The organism is Leisingera sp. CC-HEC093 (genome assembly GCF_059429195.1).
Genome location: NZ_JCAIJR010000001.1, coordinates 3,085,102 through 3,103,334, shown reverse-complemented (window position 1 = coordinate 3,103,334; position 18,233 = coordinate 3,085,102). Strand labels below are relative to the sequence as shown.

The 18,233-nt window shown below is 63.8% G+C and carries 19 protein-coding genes; 13 read left to right on the top strand and 6 right to left on the bottom strand.

From position 1 onward, the window contains the following. The first annotated feature begins 23 nt into the window (after positions 1-23). Positions 24-1,772, top strand: a complete 1,749-nt coding sequence (locus AC5STB_RS15215; RefSeq protein WP_495443649.1) for a tetratricopeptide repeat-containing sulfotransferase family protein — start codon at positions 24-26, stop codon at positions 1,770-1,772. 6 nt (positions 1,773-1,778) lie between these two features. On the opposite strand, the gene AC5STB_RS15210 is transcribed toward AC5STB_RS15215, so the two are convergent. Then, positions 1,779-2,087: a DnaJ family domain-containing protein gene (locus AC5STB_RS15210; protein ID WP_495443648.1), complete on the bottom strand. Its 309-nt coding sequence runs from the start codon at positions 2,085-2,087 to the stop codon at positions 1,779-1,781. A 164-nt stretch (positions 2,088-2,251) separates the two neighbouring features. Next, positions 2,252-3,832, bottom strand: coding sequence for a bifunctional metallophosphatase/5'-nucleotidase (locus tag AC5STB_RS15205; RefSeq protein ID WP_495443647.1), 1,581 nt, complete (start codon positions 3,830-3,832; stop codon positions 2,252-2,254). Positions 3,833-3,995: 163 nt separating this feature from the next. Between AC5STB_RS15205 and AC5STB_RS15200 the strand changes: the two genes are divergently transcribed. From AC5STB_RS15200 to arsC, 3 genes are read left to right on the top strand one after another with little or no spacing between them, the layout of a single operon-like run. After that, positions 3,996-4,334 carry a DUF952 domain-containing protein gene (locus tag AC5STB_RS15200; RefSeq protein WP_495443646.1) on the top strand — a complete coding sequence of 113 codons (339 nt, stop codon included), beginning with the start codon at positions 3,996-3,998 and terminating at the stop codon, positions 4,332-4,334. Continuing rightward, positions 4,331-5,389 carry a quinone-dependent dihydroorotate dehydrogenase gene (locus AC5STB_RS15195; protein WP_495443645.1) on the top strand — a complete coding sequence of 353 codons (1,059 nt, stop codon included), beginning with the start codon at positions 4,331-4,333 and terminating at the stop codon, positions 5,387-5,389. Before AC5STB_RS15200 ends, AC5STB_RS15195 begins: the two co-directional genes overlap by 4 nt. Beyond that, positions 5,386-5,727: an arsenate reductase (glutaredoxin) gene (arsC, locus tag AC5STB_RS15190; protein ID WP_495443644.1), complete on the top strand. Its 342-nt coding sequence runs from the start codon at positions 5,386-5,388 to the stop codon at positions 5,725-5,727. The genes AC5STB_RS15195 and arsC overlap by 4 nt, the downstream gene beginning before the upstream one ends. Before the next feature lie 36 nt (positions 5,728-5,763). Here the strand turns inward: arsC and AC5STB_RS15185 are convergent, their stop codons facing one another. Genes AC5STB_RS15185 through AC5STB_RS15175 form a run of 3 tightly spaced genes read right to left on the bottom strand, consistent with a single transcriptional unit; the run spans position 5,764 to position 8,025 of the window. Beyond that, complete coding sequence (locus AC5STB_RS15185; protein ID WP_495443643.1) at positions 5,764-7,083, bottom strand: MATE family efflux transporter; 1,320 nt, start codon at positions 7,081-7,083, stop codon at positions 5,764-5,766. A 4-nt stretch (positions 7,084-7,087) separates the two neighbouring features. Next, complete coding sequence (locus AC5STB_RS15180; RefSeq protein ID WP_260015262.1) at positions 7,088-7,606, bottom strand: PaaI family thioesterase; 519 nt, start codon at positions 7,604-7,606, stop codon at positions 7,088-7,090. Then, positions 7,603-8,025, bottom strand: coding sequence for a PaaI family thioesterase (locus AC5STB_RS15175; RefSeq protein WP_495443642.1), 423 nt, complete (start codon positions 8,023-8,025; stop codon positions 7,603-7,605). The genes AC5STB_RS15180 and AC5STB_RS15175 overlap by 4 nt, the downstream gene beginning before the upstream one ends. 124 nt (positions 8,026-8,149) lie before the next feature. Between AC5STB_RS15175 and AC5STB_RS15170 the strand changes: the two genes are divergently transcribed. The 9 genes from AC5STB_RS15170 to AC5STB_RS15130 all read left to right on the top strand — a co-directional run bounded on the left by AC5STB_RS15170 (position 8,150) and on the right by AC5STB_RS15130 (position 17,339). Next, on the top strand, positions 8,150-8,518 hold the full coding sequence (locus tag AC5STB_RS15170) for a MerR family transcriptional regulator (RefSeq protein ID WP_222476223.1): 369 nt from the start codon (positions 8,150-8,152) through the stop codon (positions 8,516-8,518). A 286-nt stretch (positions 8,519-8,804) separates the two neighbouring features. Then, positions 8,805-9,206 (top strand): MerR family transcriptional regulator, encoded by a 402-nt coding sequence (locus tag AC5STB_RS15165; RefSeq protein ID WP_495443641.1) that lies wholly within the window; start codon positions 8,805-8,807, stop codon positions 9,204-9,206. A gap of 72 nt (positions 9,207-9,278) precedes the next feature. Further along, on the top strand, positions 9,279-11,060 hold the full coding sequence (locus AC5STB_RS15160; protein ID WP_495443640.1) for an acyl-CoA dehydrogenase C-terminal domain-containing protein: 1,782 nt from the start codon (positions 9,279-9,281) through the stop codon (positions 11,058-11,060). Positions 11,061-11,133: 73 nt separating this feature from the next. Beyond that, positions 11,134-11,346: a hypothetical protein gene (locus AC5STB_RS15155; protein WP_260015268.1), complete on the top strand. Its 213-nt coding sequence runs from the start codon at positions 11,134-11,136 to the stop codon at positions 11,344-11,346. 28 nt (positions 11,347-11,374) lie between these two features. Further along, complete coding sequence (locus AC5STB_RS15150) at positions 11,375-12,523, top strand: acyl-CoA dehydrogenase family protein (RefSeq protein WP_495443639.1); 1,149 nt, start codon at positions 11,375-11,377, stop codon at positions 12,521-12,523. A 278-nt stretch (positions 12,524-12,801) separates the two neighbouring features. Further along, positions 12,802-13,434: a glutathione S-transferase family protein gene (locus AC5STB_RS15145; protein WP_495443638.1), complete on the top strand. Its 633-nt coding sequence runs from the start codon at positions 12,802-12,804 to the stop codon at positions 13,432-13,434. A 10-nt stretch (positions 13,435-13,444) separates the two neighbouring features. Continuing rightward, positions 13,445-14,656 (top strand): acetyl-CoA C-acetyltransferase, encoded by a 1,212-nt coding sequence (locus AC5STB_RS15140; protein ID WP_495443637.1) that lies wholly within the window; start codon positions 13,445-13,447, stop codon positions 14,654-14,656. Next, entirely contained in the window at positions 14,656-15,141 is a 486-nt protein-coding gene (locus AC5STB_RS15135; protein WP_495443636.1) for a cupin domain-containing protein, read from the top strand. The genes AC5STB_RS15140 and AC5STB_RS15135 overlap by 1 nt, the downstream gene beginning before the upstream one ends. Beyond that, a complete protein-coding gene (locus AC5STB_RS15130) occupies positions 15,138-17,339 on the top strand; it encodes a 3-hydroxyacyl-CoA dehydrogenase NAD-binding domain-containing protein (protein ID WP_495443635.1) in 2,202 nt (733 codons plus the stop codon). The genes AC5STB_RS15135 and AC5STB_RS15130 overlap by 4 nt, the downstream gene beginning before the upstream one ends. An 80-nt stretch (positions 17,340-17,419) precedes the next feature. Here the strand turns inward: AC5STB_RS15130 and AC5STB_RS15125 are convergent, their stop codons facing one another. Then, positions 17,420-18,094 (bottom strand): Hint domain-containing protein, encoded by a 675-nt coding sequence (locus AC5STB_RS15125; protein ID WP_495443634.1) that lies wholly within the window; start codon positions 18,092-18,094, stop codon positions 17,420-17,422. Between the last annotated feature and the right edge of the window lie 139 nt (positions 18,095-18,233).

Below are 18,233 nucleotides of genomic sequence, written 5' to 3'. Positions count from 1 at the left end.
CGACAGGATGATAGATAGGCCCAATGACTCTTCAGAACGATCTCCAGTCCGCCTTGGGCTTTCTCAACCAGGGCAAGTTCAAACAGGCGCTGAAACAGTCCAAGGGCGGCATGAAGCGGCACAAGAGCCACCCGGATTTCCCGAATATCGCCGGCATTTCCCTGTCCGGCCTGGGCAAGCACCGCGATGCCGTGCCGTACTTCAAGAAGGCGCTCGCGCTGGCCCCCGGCTTTCACGACGCTCGCAAGAACCTGGCCCAGACGCTGCTGTTCATGCAGCAGGGCGAACAGGCGATGAAGCTGCTGGAGCGGGTGCTGAAGGACCAGCCCGGCGATCAGGCGGCGCTGTATCTGCAGGCGCAGGCGCATCTGGTAATGAACGCGCCGGAGGCCGCGATTGAGACCGCCACCGCAGCACTGGCCCGCGATCCCCGCCAGCCGCGGATGCTGCGCCTGCGCGCCACCGCCTGGAACACGCTAGGCGATGAAAAGGCCACGCTGGCGGATTACCAGGCGGCGCTCAAGGTGAACCCCAACGACGCCGACGCGCTGCAGAACGCCAGCCTGCTGCTGGCCCGGCTGATGCGGCAGGAGGAGGCCACCGCAGCCGCGCAAAAGGCCGTCGCCGTGGCACCGCAGAACGCCGAGGCGCGCAGGCGTCTGGCCAGCCAGCTGATCTCCAACGGCGAAAGCGGCGCGGCGCGCGAACAGTGCCTGGCGCTGCTGGAGCTGGCCCCCAAGGACACCCAGGTGCTGGAAATGCTGGCCCGCATCAGCAGCCGCGAACAGAACGCTGAGCTGCTGCCCGCCGCGCAAAAAGCACTGAAGGCCGCCGCCCCCCGCTCGCTCGACCGCGCCAACGTCAGCTTTGCCCTGGCCCGGATCGCCGATCAGGCGGGCGACAAGGAGGCTTTTGCCGCCCACAATGACGAGGCCAACGCCTGCATGGCGGCGCAGACCCCCTATGACTACGAGGAAAGCGAGCGCCAGTTCAGCCGCCTCATGGCGGCCTTCCCAGAGGTGATCACCCCGGCAGAGACCGCAGCAGACGGCCCGCGCCCGATCTATGTGGTGGGGATGCCGCGCTCCGGCACCACGCTCACCGAAACCGTGATCGGCCTGCACCCCGACGTGTTCCCCTTGGGCGAACGCGGCGTGCCGGCCTTTCTGCTGCATCCCTTTATTGACAAGGATCAGGACTTCACCGCCGAGGCCGCCCGCAATTTCGTGGCAGAGGACATCAGCCGCCTGCCGCAAATGCCCGAAGGCACGGCAGCCTATGTTGACAAGATGCCCGACAACTACCGCCTTTTGGGCCACCTTGGGACCGCCTACCCGGATGCACGGTTTGTTCATCTTTGCCGCGACCCGCGCGATGTGGCGCTGTCGATCTGGCGCGGCTATTTCTCCGGCAGCTCGCTCACCTATGCCTACGACCTCAAGGCGATGGCGCACCGGTTCAACCTCTATGGCCGGCTGATGCAGCACTGGCGCCAGGTGATGCCGGGACGGATCTATGACCTGCGCTACGAAAGCTTCGTTGCCGATATCGAGGGCGAAAGCCGCAAGCTGGCCGCCTTCTGCGGGCTGGACTGGGTTGAGGACATGGCCCACCCGGAACGGCACGAGGGCCAGGTGCTGACGCTGTCGAACACCCAAGTGCGACAGACCGCGCACACACGCTCGATTGGAAAGTGGGAGAAATACGCCGATGTCCTGGCCCCCTTCATCGACGGCCTCAACCCGGAAATCTGGCCGGAAGTCAAAGGGTAACGGGGCCTACTTGGTGTAGGCCTTGCGCGCGATCTCGATCCGCGCGTCCATCATCGACATCTCTTTCAGGATCTCCTGCCGGCGGCTGCGGTCGCCGGCCTCGCGCAGCTCGGCCCGCAGGCGCTGCAGCTCACGCGACAGGCTCACGAACTCCGGCACCCCGCCGCTTTCGCGCACCAGCCGGTTGACCAGCTCATTCTCCGGGTCGTCGCAATGCGGCAACGGCCTGCCGGCGCCAGCTAGATTGTCAAAGGCACCGTCTTTCTCGGCGGCTTCGACGCGGGCATTGATGAGGTCGATCAACGGGTGGTCCATGCCCCGCATTCTGCCATTTGCAAACGGTCGGCGAAAGCCCCTGGCGGCTGTTAACAAACAGGCCGCAAAGCTGAACAAACCCTGAAAATAATGCGGCAGCCTCCCTGTCCGAATGTTTCGCGCGCGAAACATCCGGACAGCAACTCTGACCTATTTCAGCCCGCCTATTTAACCTGCGAAATCCGCCCATCGGTATAGGGCGTATAGGGCCCTTTGGCCGCCAGATACTCCGCCAGCACATCGGCCAGATCGGGGCCGAAATCATAGGCGTTCTTGTCGTCGCCCTCGAACATCGCATAGCCGTCGCCGCCATTGCGGACATAGTCATTTGTGACCACCACATAGGTCTTGGCCGGATCAACCGGCACGAAGCCCGCGCCCTCTGCCACCAGCACCTCGGTGACGCGGCCCGCATTCGGTGCGGCAGAACTGTCCCAGCTGAATTTCAGCCCGGCCACCTGCGGGAAACGGCCCTTGACGTCCTCCACCTGGCTGACGCCGTTTTCCAGCGCCGCAACCAGGGTTTCGCCGTCGATCTGGAATGTAGACAGCGTGTTCTGAAACGGCAGGATGGTCAGCACCTCGCCCATGGTGACCTGGCCTGCATCCAGGCTGGCGCGGATGCCGCCGGAGTTGGCAATGGCAATCGTCACGCCCTGATCCTTCACCCGGTCCAGCATCGCATCAGCCACCAGATTGCCCATCTGGCACTCCTGCACCCGGCACACATCGCGGCTGCCTTCGACGGGTTCAGCCGCCTCTGCCACCACCTTGTTGCGGATCTCATCCAGCGGCTGCGCCAGCTCGGCAATGCGGTCCAGTGTGGCCGCATCCTCGCTGACCGCGGCATCCATGATCAGCGGCTCACCGGTGGCGCTGATAACCTTGCCTGCGTCGTCAAACGTCACGTTCAGCTCGCCCAGAAACTTGCCATAGGCATAGGCCTGCACGATCTGCACCCCATTCACCACGGTCGGATACGGCCCTGCGGCCTTGTCCGAGGTGTTGGACAGATAGGTGTTCGAATGGCCGCCGACGATCACATCCACCCCGGTGGTCTCTGCCGCCACCCGCTGGTCGACGCCATAGCCGGAGTGGCTGAGCACCACGATCTTGTTCACGCCCTCGGCGGTCAGCCGGTCCACCTCCGCCTGCACCGCCGCCACGGGGTCAGAGAAATGCACGTTCTCGCCGGGGCTTGCCAGCTCATGCGTGTCCTCCGGCGTCAGGCCGATCAGACCGATCTTCTCGCCGCCGCGCTCGATCACCGTGGATTTCTTCAGCATATCCGCCAGCGCAGGCTCGGCGGAGACATCCGCGTTGGACATCAGTACCGGAAAGCCCACCGCATCCATGAACCCGCGCAGAACCTCCGGCCCGTCGTCGAATTCGTGGTTGCCGACGGTCATACCGTCATACCCCAGCTTGGTCATAAACGCCGCCGCGGCCTTGCCCTTGTAATAGGTATAAAACAGCGAGCCCTGAAACTGGTCGCCGCCATCCACCAGGATCGCGTTTTCCGCCCGCCCGCGCGCATCGGCGATGGCCGTCACCAGCCGCGCGGTGCCGCCGAAACACTTGCCCTCGGCCTGATCCTCTGCGTCGCAGGTGCTGTCGTATTTGTTGACCGGCTCAAACCGCGAGTGGAAGTCGTTGGTGTGCAGGATGGTCAGCTTGTACTCCGCCGCCGCGGCGCCGGCAGTCAGGGCCAGGGCTGCAACCGATGTGAGAATGCGTGCAATCATGAGGAGCGCTCCCGTTGTTCTGTTTTGAGGAAAGCCTGCGCCCAAACCCCGCGCCGGTCAAAGGGGAAAAGCCGGGCCGCCGCCTCCCCTTGCGTCAGCTTTGCGCGGCCGCATGCTGCCAATCCCCCTTGATTCCTTTGCAAACGCAGGGCATCAGGCGCTCATGCTGATTTACAAGATTTTCCGGGCGGACGAATGGGCCGCGCTGCAGGCCAAGGGCGAGACCCAGGGCGCGCCGATTGATGTGGCGGACGGATACGTCCATTTCTCCACCGCGACACAGGCAGCTGAGACGGCGGCCAAGCATTTTGCTGGGGCCGAGGGGCTAACCCTCCTAGCCTGCGATGCGGACGCGATGAGTGCAGACCTGAAGTGGGAAGTCTCCCGCGGCGGCGCCGAGTTCCCGCATCTTTACCGCAATATCCGCATGGCGGATGTGGTCTGGGCCAAGCCGCTGCCGCTGGTCGGGGGCACCCATCAGTTCCCTGAGGAAATGACATGAAGCTGACCGAGAAACTGGCGCTCGCCGCCATGCACCGGATCGACCCGGAGGCGGCGCATGGGCTGTCCGTGAAGGCGCTGACCATGGGGCTGGCCCCTGCCCCCGGCCCGGTCACCTCTGCCCGGCTGAAAACCTCGCTGGCGGGGATTGAGCTGCCGAACCCCGTGGGACTAGCGGCAGGCTATGACAAAAACGCCGAGGCGCTGGCGCCGCTGGCGAAATCCGGCTTCGGTTTCATCGAGGTCGGCGCCGCCACCCCGCGCCCGCAGCCCGGCAACCCCAAGCCGCGCCTGTTCCGCCTGACAGAGGACAAGGCGGCGATCAACCGCTTTGGCTTCAACAACGAGGGCATGGAGGCGATCGGCGCGCGGCTGGCGCAGCGGCCCCCGGATGCGGTCATCGGCCTGAACCTCGGCGCCAACAAGGACAGCGAGGACCGCGCCGCGGATTTCGCCAAGGTGCTGGCCCATTGCGGCGCGCATCTGGACTTTGCCACCGTCAACGTGTCCTCCCCCAACACCGAAAAACTGCGCGACCTGCAGGGCAAGGCGGCGCTGTCGGCGCTGCTGGCGGGTGTGATCGAAACCCGCGAGGGGCTTGCCCGCCGGGTGCCGGTGTTCCTGAAAATCGCGCCGGATCTGGACCGTGCGGGTATCGAGGATATTGCCGCCGTCGCACTGGAAACCGGCATCGACGCGGTGATTGCCACCAACACCACGCTGTCGCGCGACGGGCTGCAAAGCGCCCATAAGGGCGAGGCCGGCGGGCTGTCCGGTGCGCCGCTGTTTGAAAAATCCACCCGGGTTCTGGCACAGCTGTCGGAGCTTCTGGAGGGCAAGGTGCCGCTGGTCGGCGTCGGCGGCATCAGCACGGCGGAGCAGGCCTATGCCAAGATCTGCGCCGGTGCCAGCGCCGTGCAATTCTACACCGCGATGGTCTATGGCGGGCTGTCGCTGGCGGGTGATATTGCCCGCGGGCTGGACGCGCTGCTGGCACGGGACGGGTTTGAGAACGTCGCGCAAGCGGTTGGAACCAAACGGAAGGATTGGCTGTGATCACCTATTGGCATTACCCGAAATGTTCGAAATCCCGCGCGGGCTTGGCCCTGATCGAGGCTCGCGGCGCAGAGGTTCAGACCCGCGCTTACCTGGAGGATGCGCCCTCCGTTGAAGAGCTGAAGGCGGTGCAGGCTGCGCTTGGTGTCTCCACGGTGGAAATGATGCGGACCGGCGAGACCGTCTTTAAGGAGCTGGGGCTTTCAAAGGACAGCCCTGAGGAAGAGCTGCTGGCGGCGATGGCCGCGCACCCGATCCTGATCGAACGTCCGATTGCCATCAAGGACGGCAAGGCGGTGATCGGCCGCCCGACCGAGGCGATAGAAGCGCTGCTGTGACCGATTGGGGCGGGCCCGCCGGCCCGCCCTGCAAGCTCAAGCGCCCACCTGCGCCTCCAGCCGCGGGTAGCGCAGGCCCAGCGTGATGCCGCGGGCAATGTTCAGCACGATCAGCGCAGCCCACAGGCCGTGATTGCCAAAGGCCGGAACCAGCAGCAGCAGCGCGGCCACATAGATGGCCACCGATTGCAGCATTGCCCACCGCATGTCGCGGGTCCAGGTGGCCCCGATATAGATGCCGTCGAACATATAACTGGCAACACTCAGGACCGGCAGCACAGCCGCCCAGATCAGGAACACCCGGCCGGCCTCACGCACCTCGGGAGAGGTGGACATGAGGTCGATCAGCCAGGGGCCACCGGCTGCAAAGGCGATGCCAAGCAGAACCGCACCGCCCACACCCCATTGCGAGGTGATGACCGACGCGCGGCGGACCCGGTCCCGCGCCTTGGCACCGACGGCACCGCCCACCAGCGCCTCTGCGGAGAAAGCAAAGCCGTCCAGCGCAAAGGCGGTGATCTCGACGAATTGCAGCAGAATCTGATTGGCGGCGAGGTTCACGTCGCCGATGCCGGAGCCGATGAACAGGAAGGTGGTGAAGGAGCCTGTGAGCAGCACCGAACGCACCATGATGTCGCCGTTGACCTGCATCATCCGCCTGAGCCGCGCCGGATCGAACACCCGCGCCCAGTCGCGCCATTGATCGCCGGCAAAGGCATCGCGGCACAGGTACAGCCCCAGCGCCAGCCCGGTCCATTCCGCAATCAGTGTGGCGATGGCTACGCCCTCGACACCCCAGCCAAGGCCGAGCACGAACCACAAATCGAGGATGATGTTCAGCCCGTTCATCCAGACCTGCAACAGGAACACGCCGCGGGTGCGCTCCACCGCGATCAGCCAGCCGGTAACCGCATAAAGCGCGATGGTGGCCGGGGCGCCCCAGATGCGGATCTGCAGGTAATCCCGTGCCAGGCTTTCAACCTCGGCACTGGCGGGTGCCAGCGCAAAGGCGCCCCAGAACACCGCGCCTTGCGCGATGATAAAAACGGCGCCGGCGGCAAAGGCCAGCAGCAGACCGCGCATCAAGAGGGCACCGGTTTCGGCCCAGTCCCCTGCGCCGCGTGCCTGCGCGGCAAGGCCGGTGGTGCCCATGCGCAGGAAACCGAAGATCCAATAGATCGTCGCCAGGATCACCGCGCCGATGCCGACAGCGCCGATGGGCGCGGCCTCGCCCATCTGACCGACCACGCCGGTATCAACGGCACCAAGGATCGGAACCGTTGCGTTCGACAACACAATCGGCAAAGCGATCTTAAGCACCCGTTTGTGGGTGATCCCGGTGTCCGCGCCGGCCATCTGTTCAGCCTTCGCCGTTCTGGTCCTGCGGCATCAGGAAATGCCCCGTGGCCTGGGCAAACAGTTTGTCCTTATGGTCCTGCCAAGCCTCCACATGCACAGAGGCATAGCGGCGCCCTGACCGGTTCACGCGGGCGCGGGCATAGGCATCGCGCGGCAGGCCGGAACGCAGGTAGTCGACGGTGAAGTCGATGGTCTTGGGCTGGCGCGGCAGGTTGCCCTTGGCCATTTCCGCCGGATCCAGATCGCCGTTTTCGATGCGCTGCCACAGGTGCGACCAGTTCAGCGTGATCATCGCGGTGATTTCCAGAAACGCCGCCGTCACCCCGCCGTGGATGGCGGGCAGGAAAGGGTTGCCGATCAGCTTGTCGTCGAAATTCAGCACTGCTGTCAGCTCATCACCGCGGCGCTCGAAGGTCACGTTCAGAAAGCGGATATAAGGCACCGAGTCGACCAGCGCCGACAGGGCTGCATCGCGGCGCTGTTTCACCACCTGGATCGGTTCGGGACGGGGGCGGCTCAAAATTTCTTCTCCACGGTAAAGGCACCGGAGGCGGTGGCGACGGGGCGGTCCGTATCCTCGTCCATTGCCACGGCGCGGACAAAGGCCACGGTGCGGGTGATGTGGTGGCAGGTGGCGCGGGTGGTGATTGCCTGCCCCGGAGTCGCGGGGCGCATATAGTCAATGCGCAGGTCGATGGTGGCGGTGCCGCCGGGGGCGGAAGGATGGCTCATCACCGCTGCACCGCAGCAGGTGTCCATCAGCGCAGAGACCGCGCCCCCGTGAATGACGCCGGTGGCCGGATCGCCGATCAGCTTGGTATCATACCCCATGCGGATCTCGGCGGTGCCATCGCTGATCTCAGTCAGCTTCATTCCCAATTGCTTGGCGTGCGGGATTGCTTCGATGAACTGGCGCGCGAGCTCGGTCTTGTCGGCCATGAGGCTGCCCCTTTGAAATGTTTCTCTCATCTTTGGCCCTGCCCCGGCAAAAGCGCAAGTGTGCCGCCGCGGAGGTTGCACTGTTCGCTGCAAGTGCATAGGTTCCCGGCAAGGGAGATACCGGATGACCGACAACAGATTGTCATTCAAGGAAATGTGCGCTGAGTTCGAAGTCACGCCGCGGACGCTGCGCTACTATGAATACATCGAATTGCTGCAGCCGGACCGCGAAGGCCGGTCACGGTTCTATGGCGCGCGCGAGCGGGCGCGGATGAAGCTGATCCTGCGCGGGCGCAAGTTCGGCTTTCAGCTGGAAGAAATCCGCCAATGGCTGCTGATCTATGAAAAAGAGGGCAACGACGCCCAGAACCATGCGTTCATGGAAATGGCTGACCGCCAGCTGGTCGAACTGGAAAAGCAGCGCGAGCAGATCAATGAGGCCATTGAAGAGCTGAGCGAATTGCGCGAAAGCACCCGGGCGCTGCTGAAATAAGCCCCGCCTGTGTTTTTGGACATGCAACCCCGCCTTTACGGCGGGGTTTTTGCTTACTGAGGATCCGGCTGCTGGATTCGCCTGAATTCGGGGAATTTCCGTAGCGAAAACAGCTATCAGGACCCCAATCGGTATGTAACGTTACGTCATGCCGCGCACGTTTTGCCAACTCGAAACGCCCTGCGAAGTGACGCAACGTACAACTTACGTAAACGTAAAGTCAGTCTTGATCGAAATCCGAACTGCGCACAGCTTGGTCCCGCACCAAGCCGTAAGAGTGACGATGATGACTGAGAAAACCATGAGCATCCGCGAGATGTGCGAGGCCTTTGATGTAACACCCCGCACACTCCGGTTCTACGAAGCCAAGGAACTGCTGTTCCCGATCCGCGACGGCCAGAGGCGGCTGTTCACCAAGCGCGACCGCGCCCGCCTGAAGCTGATCCTGCGCGGCAAGCGGTTCGGGTTCAGCCTGGAGGAAATCCGCCAGCTGCTGGAGCTGTACCATGTCGGCGACCAGCAGGTGACACAGCTCACCAAGACCTATGAGGTCGCGCGTGACCGGCTCGCCGATATGGAGCGCCAGCGCGAGGAGCTGACCGAGGCAATCGAGGACCTGAAGGACCAGCTGGCCTGGGGCGAAAAGATGATCGCCTCGATGAAGGCCAAAAAGGAGGCGGCCGAATAGGCCGCCGCCCCGCCCTTTCCCGCCGGCCTGCCCGGTACTGATTTGAGCAACAAGACCCTGAAGAGGACCGCAATGCCTTCCTATCAAGCCCCCGCCAAAGACGCCCAGTTCATTCTGCACGATGTGCTGAAGGTCTCCGGCCTGGACATCCCCGGATACAACGAACTGGAGCCGGAGTTCACCGGCGCCGTGCTGGAAGAGGCAGGCAAAATCGCCAGCGCGGTTCTGCACCCGCTGAACACGGTGGGCGACCAGGAAGGCTGCCGCCTGGAAAATGGCGTGGTTTACACACCCAAAGGGTTCAAGGAAGCCTTTGAAAAGGTGAAGGAAGGCGGCTGGACCGGGCTGGACATGCCGGAGGAGTTCGGCGGCCAGAACATGCCTTATGTAATGGGCACTGCGGTGGGCGAGTTCTTTTCTGCCGCGAACCAGGCCTTTACCATGTACCAGGGCCTGACCCATGGCGCAGCATCGGCCATCCTGGCGCATGGCACGGATGAGCAGAAGGCCACCTATCTGCCCCACATGATCAGCTGCCAGTGGACCGGCACAATGAACCTGACCGAGCCGCACTGCGGCACCGACCTGGGCCTGATGCGCACCAAGGCGGAACCGCAGGGTGACGGCAGCTTCAAAATTTCCGGGCAGAAGATCTTCATCTCCTCCGGCGATCACGACATGGCAGAGAATATCGTGCATCTTGTGCTGGCCAAGATCCCCGGAGGCCCCGAGGGCATCAAGGGCGTCAGCCTGTTCATCGTGCCCAAGTTTCTGGTGAATTCTGACGGCTCCCTAGGCGAGCGCAACGGCGTTTCGGTCGGCAAGATCGAAGAGAAGATGGGCATTCACGGCAACTCCACCTGCGTGATGAACTATGACGGCGCGACCGGCTGGCTGCTGGGTGAAGAGCACAAGGGCATGCGCGCCATGTTCACCATGATGAACGAGGCCCGCCTGGGCGTCGGCATGCAGGGGCTGGCACAGGCAGAGGCCGCTTATCAGAACGCGGTGGAATACGCCAAGGACCGTCTGCAGGGCCGCGACGTGACCGGTGCCAAAAACCCGGACGGCCCGGCGGACCCGCTGATCGTGCACCCCGACATCCGCCGCTCGCTGATGGATCAGAAGAGCTTTGCCGAAGGCGCCCGCGCGTTCCTTCTGTGGGGCGCCAGCCTGATCGACCAGGCGCACCGCGCGGGCGACAAGGATGCCGACGGTCTGATCTCGCTGATGACCCCGGTGATCAAGGGCTTCCTGACCGATCAGGGCTATGACATGACCGTGCAGGCGCAGCAGGTTTATGGCGGCCACGGCTACATCGAGGAATGGGGCATGTCGCAATACACCCGCGACGCCCGCATCGCAATGATCTACGAAGGCGCCAACGGCGTGCAGGCGCTGGATCTGGTGGGCCGCAAGCTGGGCCAGCACGGCGGCAAATACGTCCTGGCCTTCTTTGATATGGTCAAGACCTTCTGTCAGGAAAACAAAGACATTTCCGACGATTACACCAAGGACTTCATCAAGCCGCTGCAGGCGGCTTCCAAGGATCTGCAGGCAGCCGGCATGTTCTTCATGCAAAGCGGCATGAAAGATCCGAACCAGGCGCTGGCCGGCTCCTACGACTTTATGCATCTGTTCGGCCAGGTCTGCCTGGGCCTGATGTGGGCCAGGATGGGCAAGGCGGCGCAGGAAGCGCTTGACGCCGGGGCCGATGACGCGGCGTTCTATGAGACGAAACTCGCAACCGGCCGGTACTACATGGCACGGCGGCTGCCCGCGACCAAGCTGCACCTCGCCCGCATCGAAAGCGGCGCGGACACGGTGATGGCGCTGGACGCGGACGCCTTCTGATGCCGTTGGGCACCCTCTTGCAGGGTGCCCGCTGCCGCCCCGGCCGGTGCCTTGACATGCAAAGGACCCGACTATGCCGAAACGTTTCCGCCTGACCCGCCGCCTGCCGATCGCGATGACGGAGGACGGCTACCGCAGGCTGAAGAGGTTCGCCCATGAGGCGGGGCTGGATGAGGGAGAAGCGCTGTCATTCCTGTTCGAGAACTTCGACAGCGTGACGGACTACGAGAACCTGAGCCACCGGCTGCGGCTGTTCAACGCCGAGCTGGAGGCGCGCAAAAGATAAGGCCCGCAAACGGGCCGAAGGGAGAAACATGACCAGCACGCGCTCCGCATGGATGACAGAAGAGCACCAGATGCTTGGGGAGATGACGGCCCAGTTCATCACCAATGAATGGGCACCCAAGTTCGAGACCTGGCGCAAGCAAGGTATGATGGACCGCGAGACCTGGAACCAGGCCGGCGGGCTGGGCCTGCTGTGCCCTTCGATCCCCGAAGGCTACGGCGGCGCCGGCGGTGACTTCGGCCATGAGGCGGTGATCCTGATGGAAGGCAGCCGCGCCAATCTGGCCAGCTGGGGCCATGGCATCCATTCCGGCATCGTCGGCCACTACATCCTGGCCTATGGCACCGAGGAGCAGAAACAGCGCTGGCTGCCGAAGATGGTGAGCGGCGAACTGGTGGGCGCGCTGGCGATGACCGAGCCTTCCACCGGCTCCGACGTGCAGGCGATCAAGACCAAGGCCGTGCGCGACGGCAATGCCTACCGGCTGTCGGGGCAGAAGACCTTCATCACCAATGGCCAGCACGCCAACCTTATCCTGGTGGCCGCCAAGACCGACCCCAGCCAAGGCGCCAAGGGCGTGTCGCTGGTGGCGGTGGAAACCGATGGTGCCGAGGGCTTCAGCCGCGGCCGCAACCTCGACAAGATCGGCTGCCACGCGGCGGATACCTCGGAGCTGTTCTTCAGCGATGTGGAGATCCCGCCGGAGAACATCCTGGGCGGCGTTGAAGGCCAGGGCTTCTACCAGATGATGCAGCAGCTGCCGCAGGAACGGCTGATCATCGCCTGCGGCGCGGTTGGCGCAATGGATGGCGCGGTGGAGCGCACCGTGGCCTACTGCAAGGAGCGGGAGGCCTTCGGCGGACCGCTGACGCAGTTCCAGAACACCCGCTTCAAGCTGGCCGAGTGCCTGACCAAGACCAAGGTCGCGCGCGCCTTCCTGGACGACTGCATCGCAGAGCATCTGGAGGGCAAACTGACCGTCGAAAAGGCCGCGATGGCGAAATACTGGATCACTGACACCCAAGGCGAGGTGCTGGACGAATGCCTGCAGCTGCACGGCGGTTATGGCTACATGCAGGAATACGCCGTCGGGGAAATGTGGGCCGATGCGCGGGTGCAGCGGATTTACGGCGGCACCAATGAGATCATGAAGGAGCTTATTGCGCGGGCGCTGTAGCCGCAGGGGCCGCGGCGGGTCCGCAGGAGGCTGGTAATGGGATTTGAGTATTTGGGGAAAGATGAAAACAAGGTTGAGCCCCTGCCCCCAGGCCTTCGCCGAATGGGCAGGGACGTCTTCACCTTTCACGGCCATCGGCTCTCCAGCCTGTACCGCAGGCCCAAAATAGCAAACAGCCGGGTGAGGCGGGTTAACGCTGCATCATCTTTCCAAAAATACTCCACGGGGGTGCGGGGGTGTGAAACCCCCGCTCCGCCAGCAGACACAGGGAGCAACAGATGACAATCAAACTGCACTGCTTCGGCGAAAGCGGACATTCCTACAAGGCAGCGCTGGCGCTGGAGCTGTCAGGCCTCGCCTGGGAGCCGGTCTTTGTCGATTTCTTCAGCGGCGCGCACCGCGGCGACGATTACCGCGGCCTCAATGTGATGGCTGAGGCGCCGGTGCTGGTGGACGGCGATGTGCGCCTGTCGCAGTCCGGCGTGATCCAGCAGTACATCAGCGACAAGACCGGCAAGTTCGCAGGCCGCCCGGAAGACAAATACGAGATCCTGCGCTGGATCCTGTGGGACAACCACAAACTGTCCAGCCAGATTGGCATGACGCGCTTCCTGATGAATTTCATCCCCGAGGACAAACGCCCGCAGGAAGTGATCGCCTTCATGCAGGGGCGCCTGAAGGCTGCCTTCACCACCTTGAACACCCATCTGCAGGGCCGCGAGTGGATCGTGGGCGGTGATCTCACCAACGCCGATCTGACCTGCTGCGGCTACCTGTTTTACCCGGAGCCCTTCGGCTTTGACCGGGCCGACTGGCCCCATATCAGCGCCTGGCTGGACCGCATCAGCGCCCTGCCCGGCTGGAAACACCCCTATGATTTGATGCCCGGCAAACCGTCGGACCGGGCCTGAGGAGAGCAAGATGACAGACGCATATATCTATGACGCGCTGCGCACCCCGCGCGGCAAAGGACGCAAGGACGGCTCCTTGCATGAGGTGACCTCGGTCCGCCTCTCTGCTCTGACGCTGAACGCGATCAAGGAGCGCAACAATCTGGAAGGCCACGCGGTCGAGGACGTGATCTGGGGCAACGTCACCCAAGTGATGGAACAGGGCGGCTGCCTGGCGCGCTCCGCCGTGCTGGCCTCCGATCTGGACGAACGCATCCCGGGCCTGGCCATCAACCGCTTCTGCGCTTCCGGCATGGAGGCGGTGAACCTGGCGGCGAACCAGGTGAAGGGCGGCGCAGGCGATGGCTACATCGCGGGCGGTGTTGAGATGATGGGCCGGGTTGCCATGGGCTCGGACGGCGCGGCGATTGCGGTGGACCCGAGCCTCGCCATGGAGACCTATTTCGTGCCGCAGGGCATCTCTGCCGACATCATCGCCACCGAATACGGCTTTACCCGCGATCAGGCGGACGCTTTGGCAATGGAGAGCCAGCGCCGGGCCGCCAAAGCCTGGGAAGAGAAGCGGTTCGAGAAGTCGGTGATCACCGTGCGTGACCAGAACGGCCTGCCGATCCTGAGCCACGACGAATATATGCGCCCCGGCACCGACATGCAGGCGCTGGGGTCGCTGAACCCCGCGTTCCAGCAGATGGGCGAAGTGATGCCCGGCTTCGACAAGGTGGCGATGCTGAAGTACCCGCATCTGGAGCGGATCAACCACATCCACCATGCGGGCAACTCCTCTGGCATCGTGGACGGCGCAGCTGCGCTGCTGATCGGCAACAAGGAGTTTGGCGAACGCCATGGCCTGAAGCCGCGCGCCCGGATCAAGGCCACCGCTAAGATCGGCACCGATCCGACCATCATGCTGACCGGCCCGGTGCCGGTGACCGAGAAGATCCTGGCCGACACTGGCATGAAGATCGGCGACCTGGACCTGTTTGAGGTGAACGAGGCCTTTGCCTCTGTCGTGATGCGCTTCCAGCAGGCGTTCGACGTAGATCCGGAGCTGGTCAACGTCAACGGCGGGTCCATCGCCATGGGCCACCCGCTGGGCGCCACCGGGGCGATCATCATCGGCACCCTGCTGGATGAGCTGGAGCGGCAGGACAAGGAATGCGGCCTGGCAACCTTGTGCATCGCCTCGGGCATGGGCGCGGCAACGATCATCGAGCGCGTCTGATGCCGAAGCTGGACCTTTCCCAACTGCCCTGGCGCAGCGGATCGGGCTACCCCGGCAAGCTGGCCGAGGCCTGCGAAGGCCGCAGCGTGCAGCCGCTGGGAGATCCGGGCGGGCTGACGCAATACGGTGTCAACATCGTGCGGCTGGAGCCCGGCGCGGCCTCCTCCCTGCGCCATTACCACATGGAGCAGGACGAGTTCGTGATGGTAACCGAGGGCATCTGTACCCTGATCGACGATCAGGGCGCGCATGAAATGATGCCAGGCGACTGCGCCGCCTTTCCGGCGGGAGAGGAAAACGGCCACCACCTGGTGAACCGTTCGGACAAGCCTGCCGCCTTTCTGGTGGTGGGCACCCGCACCCCGACAGAGACCGGCTATTACAGCGATCTGGACATGATGGTGAAATTCGCAAGGAGCGAGTTCACATTTACCCGTAAGGACGGCAGCCCGCTGACGGCTGACCAGACCGGAGAAGACACATGAGCGATTTCAAATACAACGTGGACGCAGACGGCGTCGCAATCATCACCTGGGATGCGGAAGGTAAATCCATGAACGTCCTCACCCGCGAGGCCTTTGGCCTGGTGGAGGAATACGTTGACCGTGCACTGGAAGACGAGGCCGTAAAGGGCATCGTGATCACCAGCGGCAAGAAGGACTTTGCCGGCGGCATGGATCTGAACGTGCTGGCCACCATCCGCGAGGAATCGGGCGACAACCCGGCCCAGGGCCTGTTCGACTTCACCATGGGCGGCCACCGCATCCTGCGCAAGCTGGAGCTGGCGGGCATGGACCCCAAGACCAAGAAAGGCGGCAAGCCGGTGGCCTGCGCCATCAACGGCACCTGCGCCGGGATCGGCACCGAGATTGCGCTGGCCTGCCACCACCGGGTGATGACCTCCAACCCCAAGGCCAGGATCGGCCTGCCGGAAATCATGATCGGCATCTTCCCCGGCGGCGGCGGCACCACCCGTTATTCCCGCATGGTGGGCGCAATGGCGGCGGCCCCTGTCCTGCTGGAAGGCAAGATGATGGACCCGAAGAAGGCCAAGGGTGCGCAGCTGATCGACGCCGTGGCCGATGATGCGCTGGCCGCGGCCAAGGAATGGGTGCTGAACGCCAAGGACGCAGACCTGGTCAAACCCTGGGACGCCAAGGGCTACAAGATGCCGGGCGGCGCGCCTTATCACCCCGCAGGGTTCATGACCTTTGTCGGCGCCTCGGCGATGGTGCACGGCAAGACCCAAGGCGCCTTCCCGGCGGCCAAGGCGCTGCTTAGCTCCATCTACGAGGGCGCTCTGGTCGATTTCGACACCGCGCTGAAGATCGAGGCGCGCTGGTTCACCAACGTGCTGATGAACCCGTCGTCCTCTGCCATGATCCGCAGCCTGTTCCTGAACAAGCAGGCGCTGGAAAAAGGCGCAGTGCGGCCCAAGGACGTGCCGGATCAGTCCGTGAAGAAAATCGGCGTGCTGGGTGCCGGCATGATGGGTGCAGGCATCGCGCTGGTGTCGGCCCAGGCCGGCATGGAGGTTGTGCTGATCGACCGAGATCAGGACGCCGCCGACAAGGGCAAGGCCTATTCCGCCGCCTACATGGACAAGGGCATCAAACGCGGCAAGGCAACCGAGGAGAAGAAAGAGGCGCTGCTGGCGCAGATCACCGCCACCCCGGACCTGGAGGCGCTGAAGGGCTGCGATCTGATCATCGAGGCGGTGTTCGAGGACCCGGGCGTCAAGGCCGAGATGACCCAAAAGGTCGAGGCGATCATTCCCGAGGACTGCATCTTTGCCTCCAACACCTCCACCTTGCCGATCACCGAGCTGGCCAAAGCATCGAGCCGCCAGGATCAGTTCATCGGCATCCACTTCTTCTCGCCGGTCGAGAAGATGTTCCTGGTGGAGATCATCAAGGGCAAGGAAACCGGCGACCGCGCGGTAGCCAAGGCGCTGGATTATGTGCGCCAGATCCGCAAGACGCCGATTGTGGTCAATGACGCGCGCTTCTTCTACGCCAACCGCTGCATCCTGCCCTATATCAACGAAGGCCTGCGGATGATCACCGAGGGTGTCAGCCCGGTGCTGATCGACAACGCCGCACGCCAGCTTGGCTTCCCGGTGGGGCCGGTGCAGCTGACCGACGAGACCTCGATCGATCTGGGCGCCAAGATTGCCCGCGCCACCAAGGCGGCGATGGGCGATGCCTATCCGGAAAGCCCGGCGGATGACCTGATCTTCTGGATGGAAGAACTGGGCCGTCTGGGCCGCAAGTCGAACGCGGGCTTCTTTGAGTACGACGACAAGGGCAAGCGCGTCGAATACTGGACAGGCCTGCAGGAGAAATATCCGCTGGCGGCTGAACAGCCTGACCTGATCGAGGTGCAGGAACGGCTGATGTTCGCGCAGGTGCTCGAGGCTGTGCGGGCGCTGGAGGAAGGCGTGCTGATGGACATCCGCGAGGGCGACGTCGGCGCCATCCTGGCCTGGGGATTTGCGCCCTGGTCCGGCGGTCCGCTCAGCTGGCTGGACATTCTCGGCACGCCCTATGCGGCAGAACGCTGCGACAGCCTGACCGAACAATTCGGCGACCGCTTCGCCTGCCCGGCGCTGCTGCGCGAGATGGCGGAGAAAGGCCAGAGCTTCTATACCCGCTTTGCGCCGGAGGCCTCTGCAGCGGCCTGAGGGTAAGCACAGTACGAGAAAAGGCCAGCGCCCCACGCGCTGGCCTTATTATTTTTTGTCAGCGGGCTGGACGCCGGAGTTTACACCCTGGCCTCGGGCTGCGCCGCGCCGGCAGCGGCGCCTGCGGTCCAGAACTTTTCCTCAGCCATCATGGCCAGAACCAGGCCGCGGGCCTCGTCCGGATCCAAAACACGGTAGGCACCCTGCTCCGCAAACACCCGCCCGCACATCAGGTTTGCCGGGGCCGCCGAATACCCCAGCATCCCGGCTTCCAGATAGATCACCTGATCCTCGGCAAAGCGCGGCGTCACCAGCTCCAGCTGGGCACCAGGGTGCATCCGTCGGATGCCGCGGTAGCCTTCCAGCGTGCAGGCCGGAACGATGGCAAAGGGGTCGCCTTGGGCGTCCTCCACCAGCTCGCTTTCCAAGAGCACGCCCTGGTCCGGCATCAGCCACATCGGCACCCGGTTCATCAGCGCGTCGCGCGGCACGAACAGCGGGCAGCGGGGGGGGTGAAGACCGCCCTCCACCGGGATCATCGCTTCGCGCTGCAGCTCCACGACAGTTTGCATGCCGTGATCAAAAGTCAGTACTTTGTCGCCGGGCGTCAACGCCTCCACCGGGCGCCAACCCAGGTTGGACGCCACATGAGTTCCGGCCAGAAACCCGCCCTGGCCCACAGAAGCCAGCGGGAAGCCGCTGTTCATCACCCGGTCCGCCGGAATGTTTGTGCGTTTCAGTAGCCAGTCCAGCATCTGCGATCCTCTCCTGCAGCCGCGGCAGCCACCCCGCAGGCCATCCCGATCTTTTTCTTTGATCCTTGCCACTTATGGGCCGGAACTAAGGCAACAAACGGGCATTGTTCACTCCGCCGCGCCAATCAGTCCGCCCGAG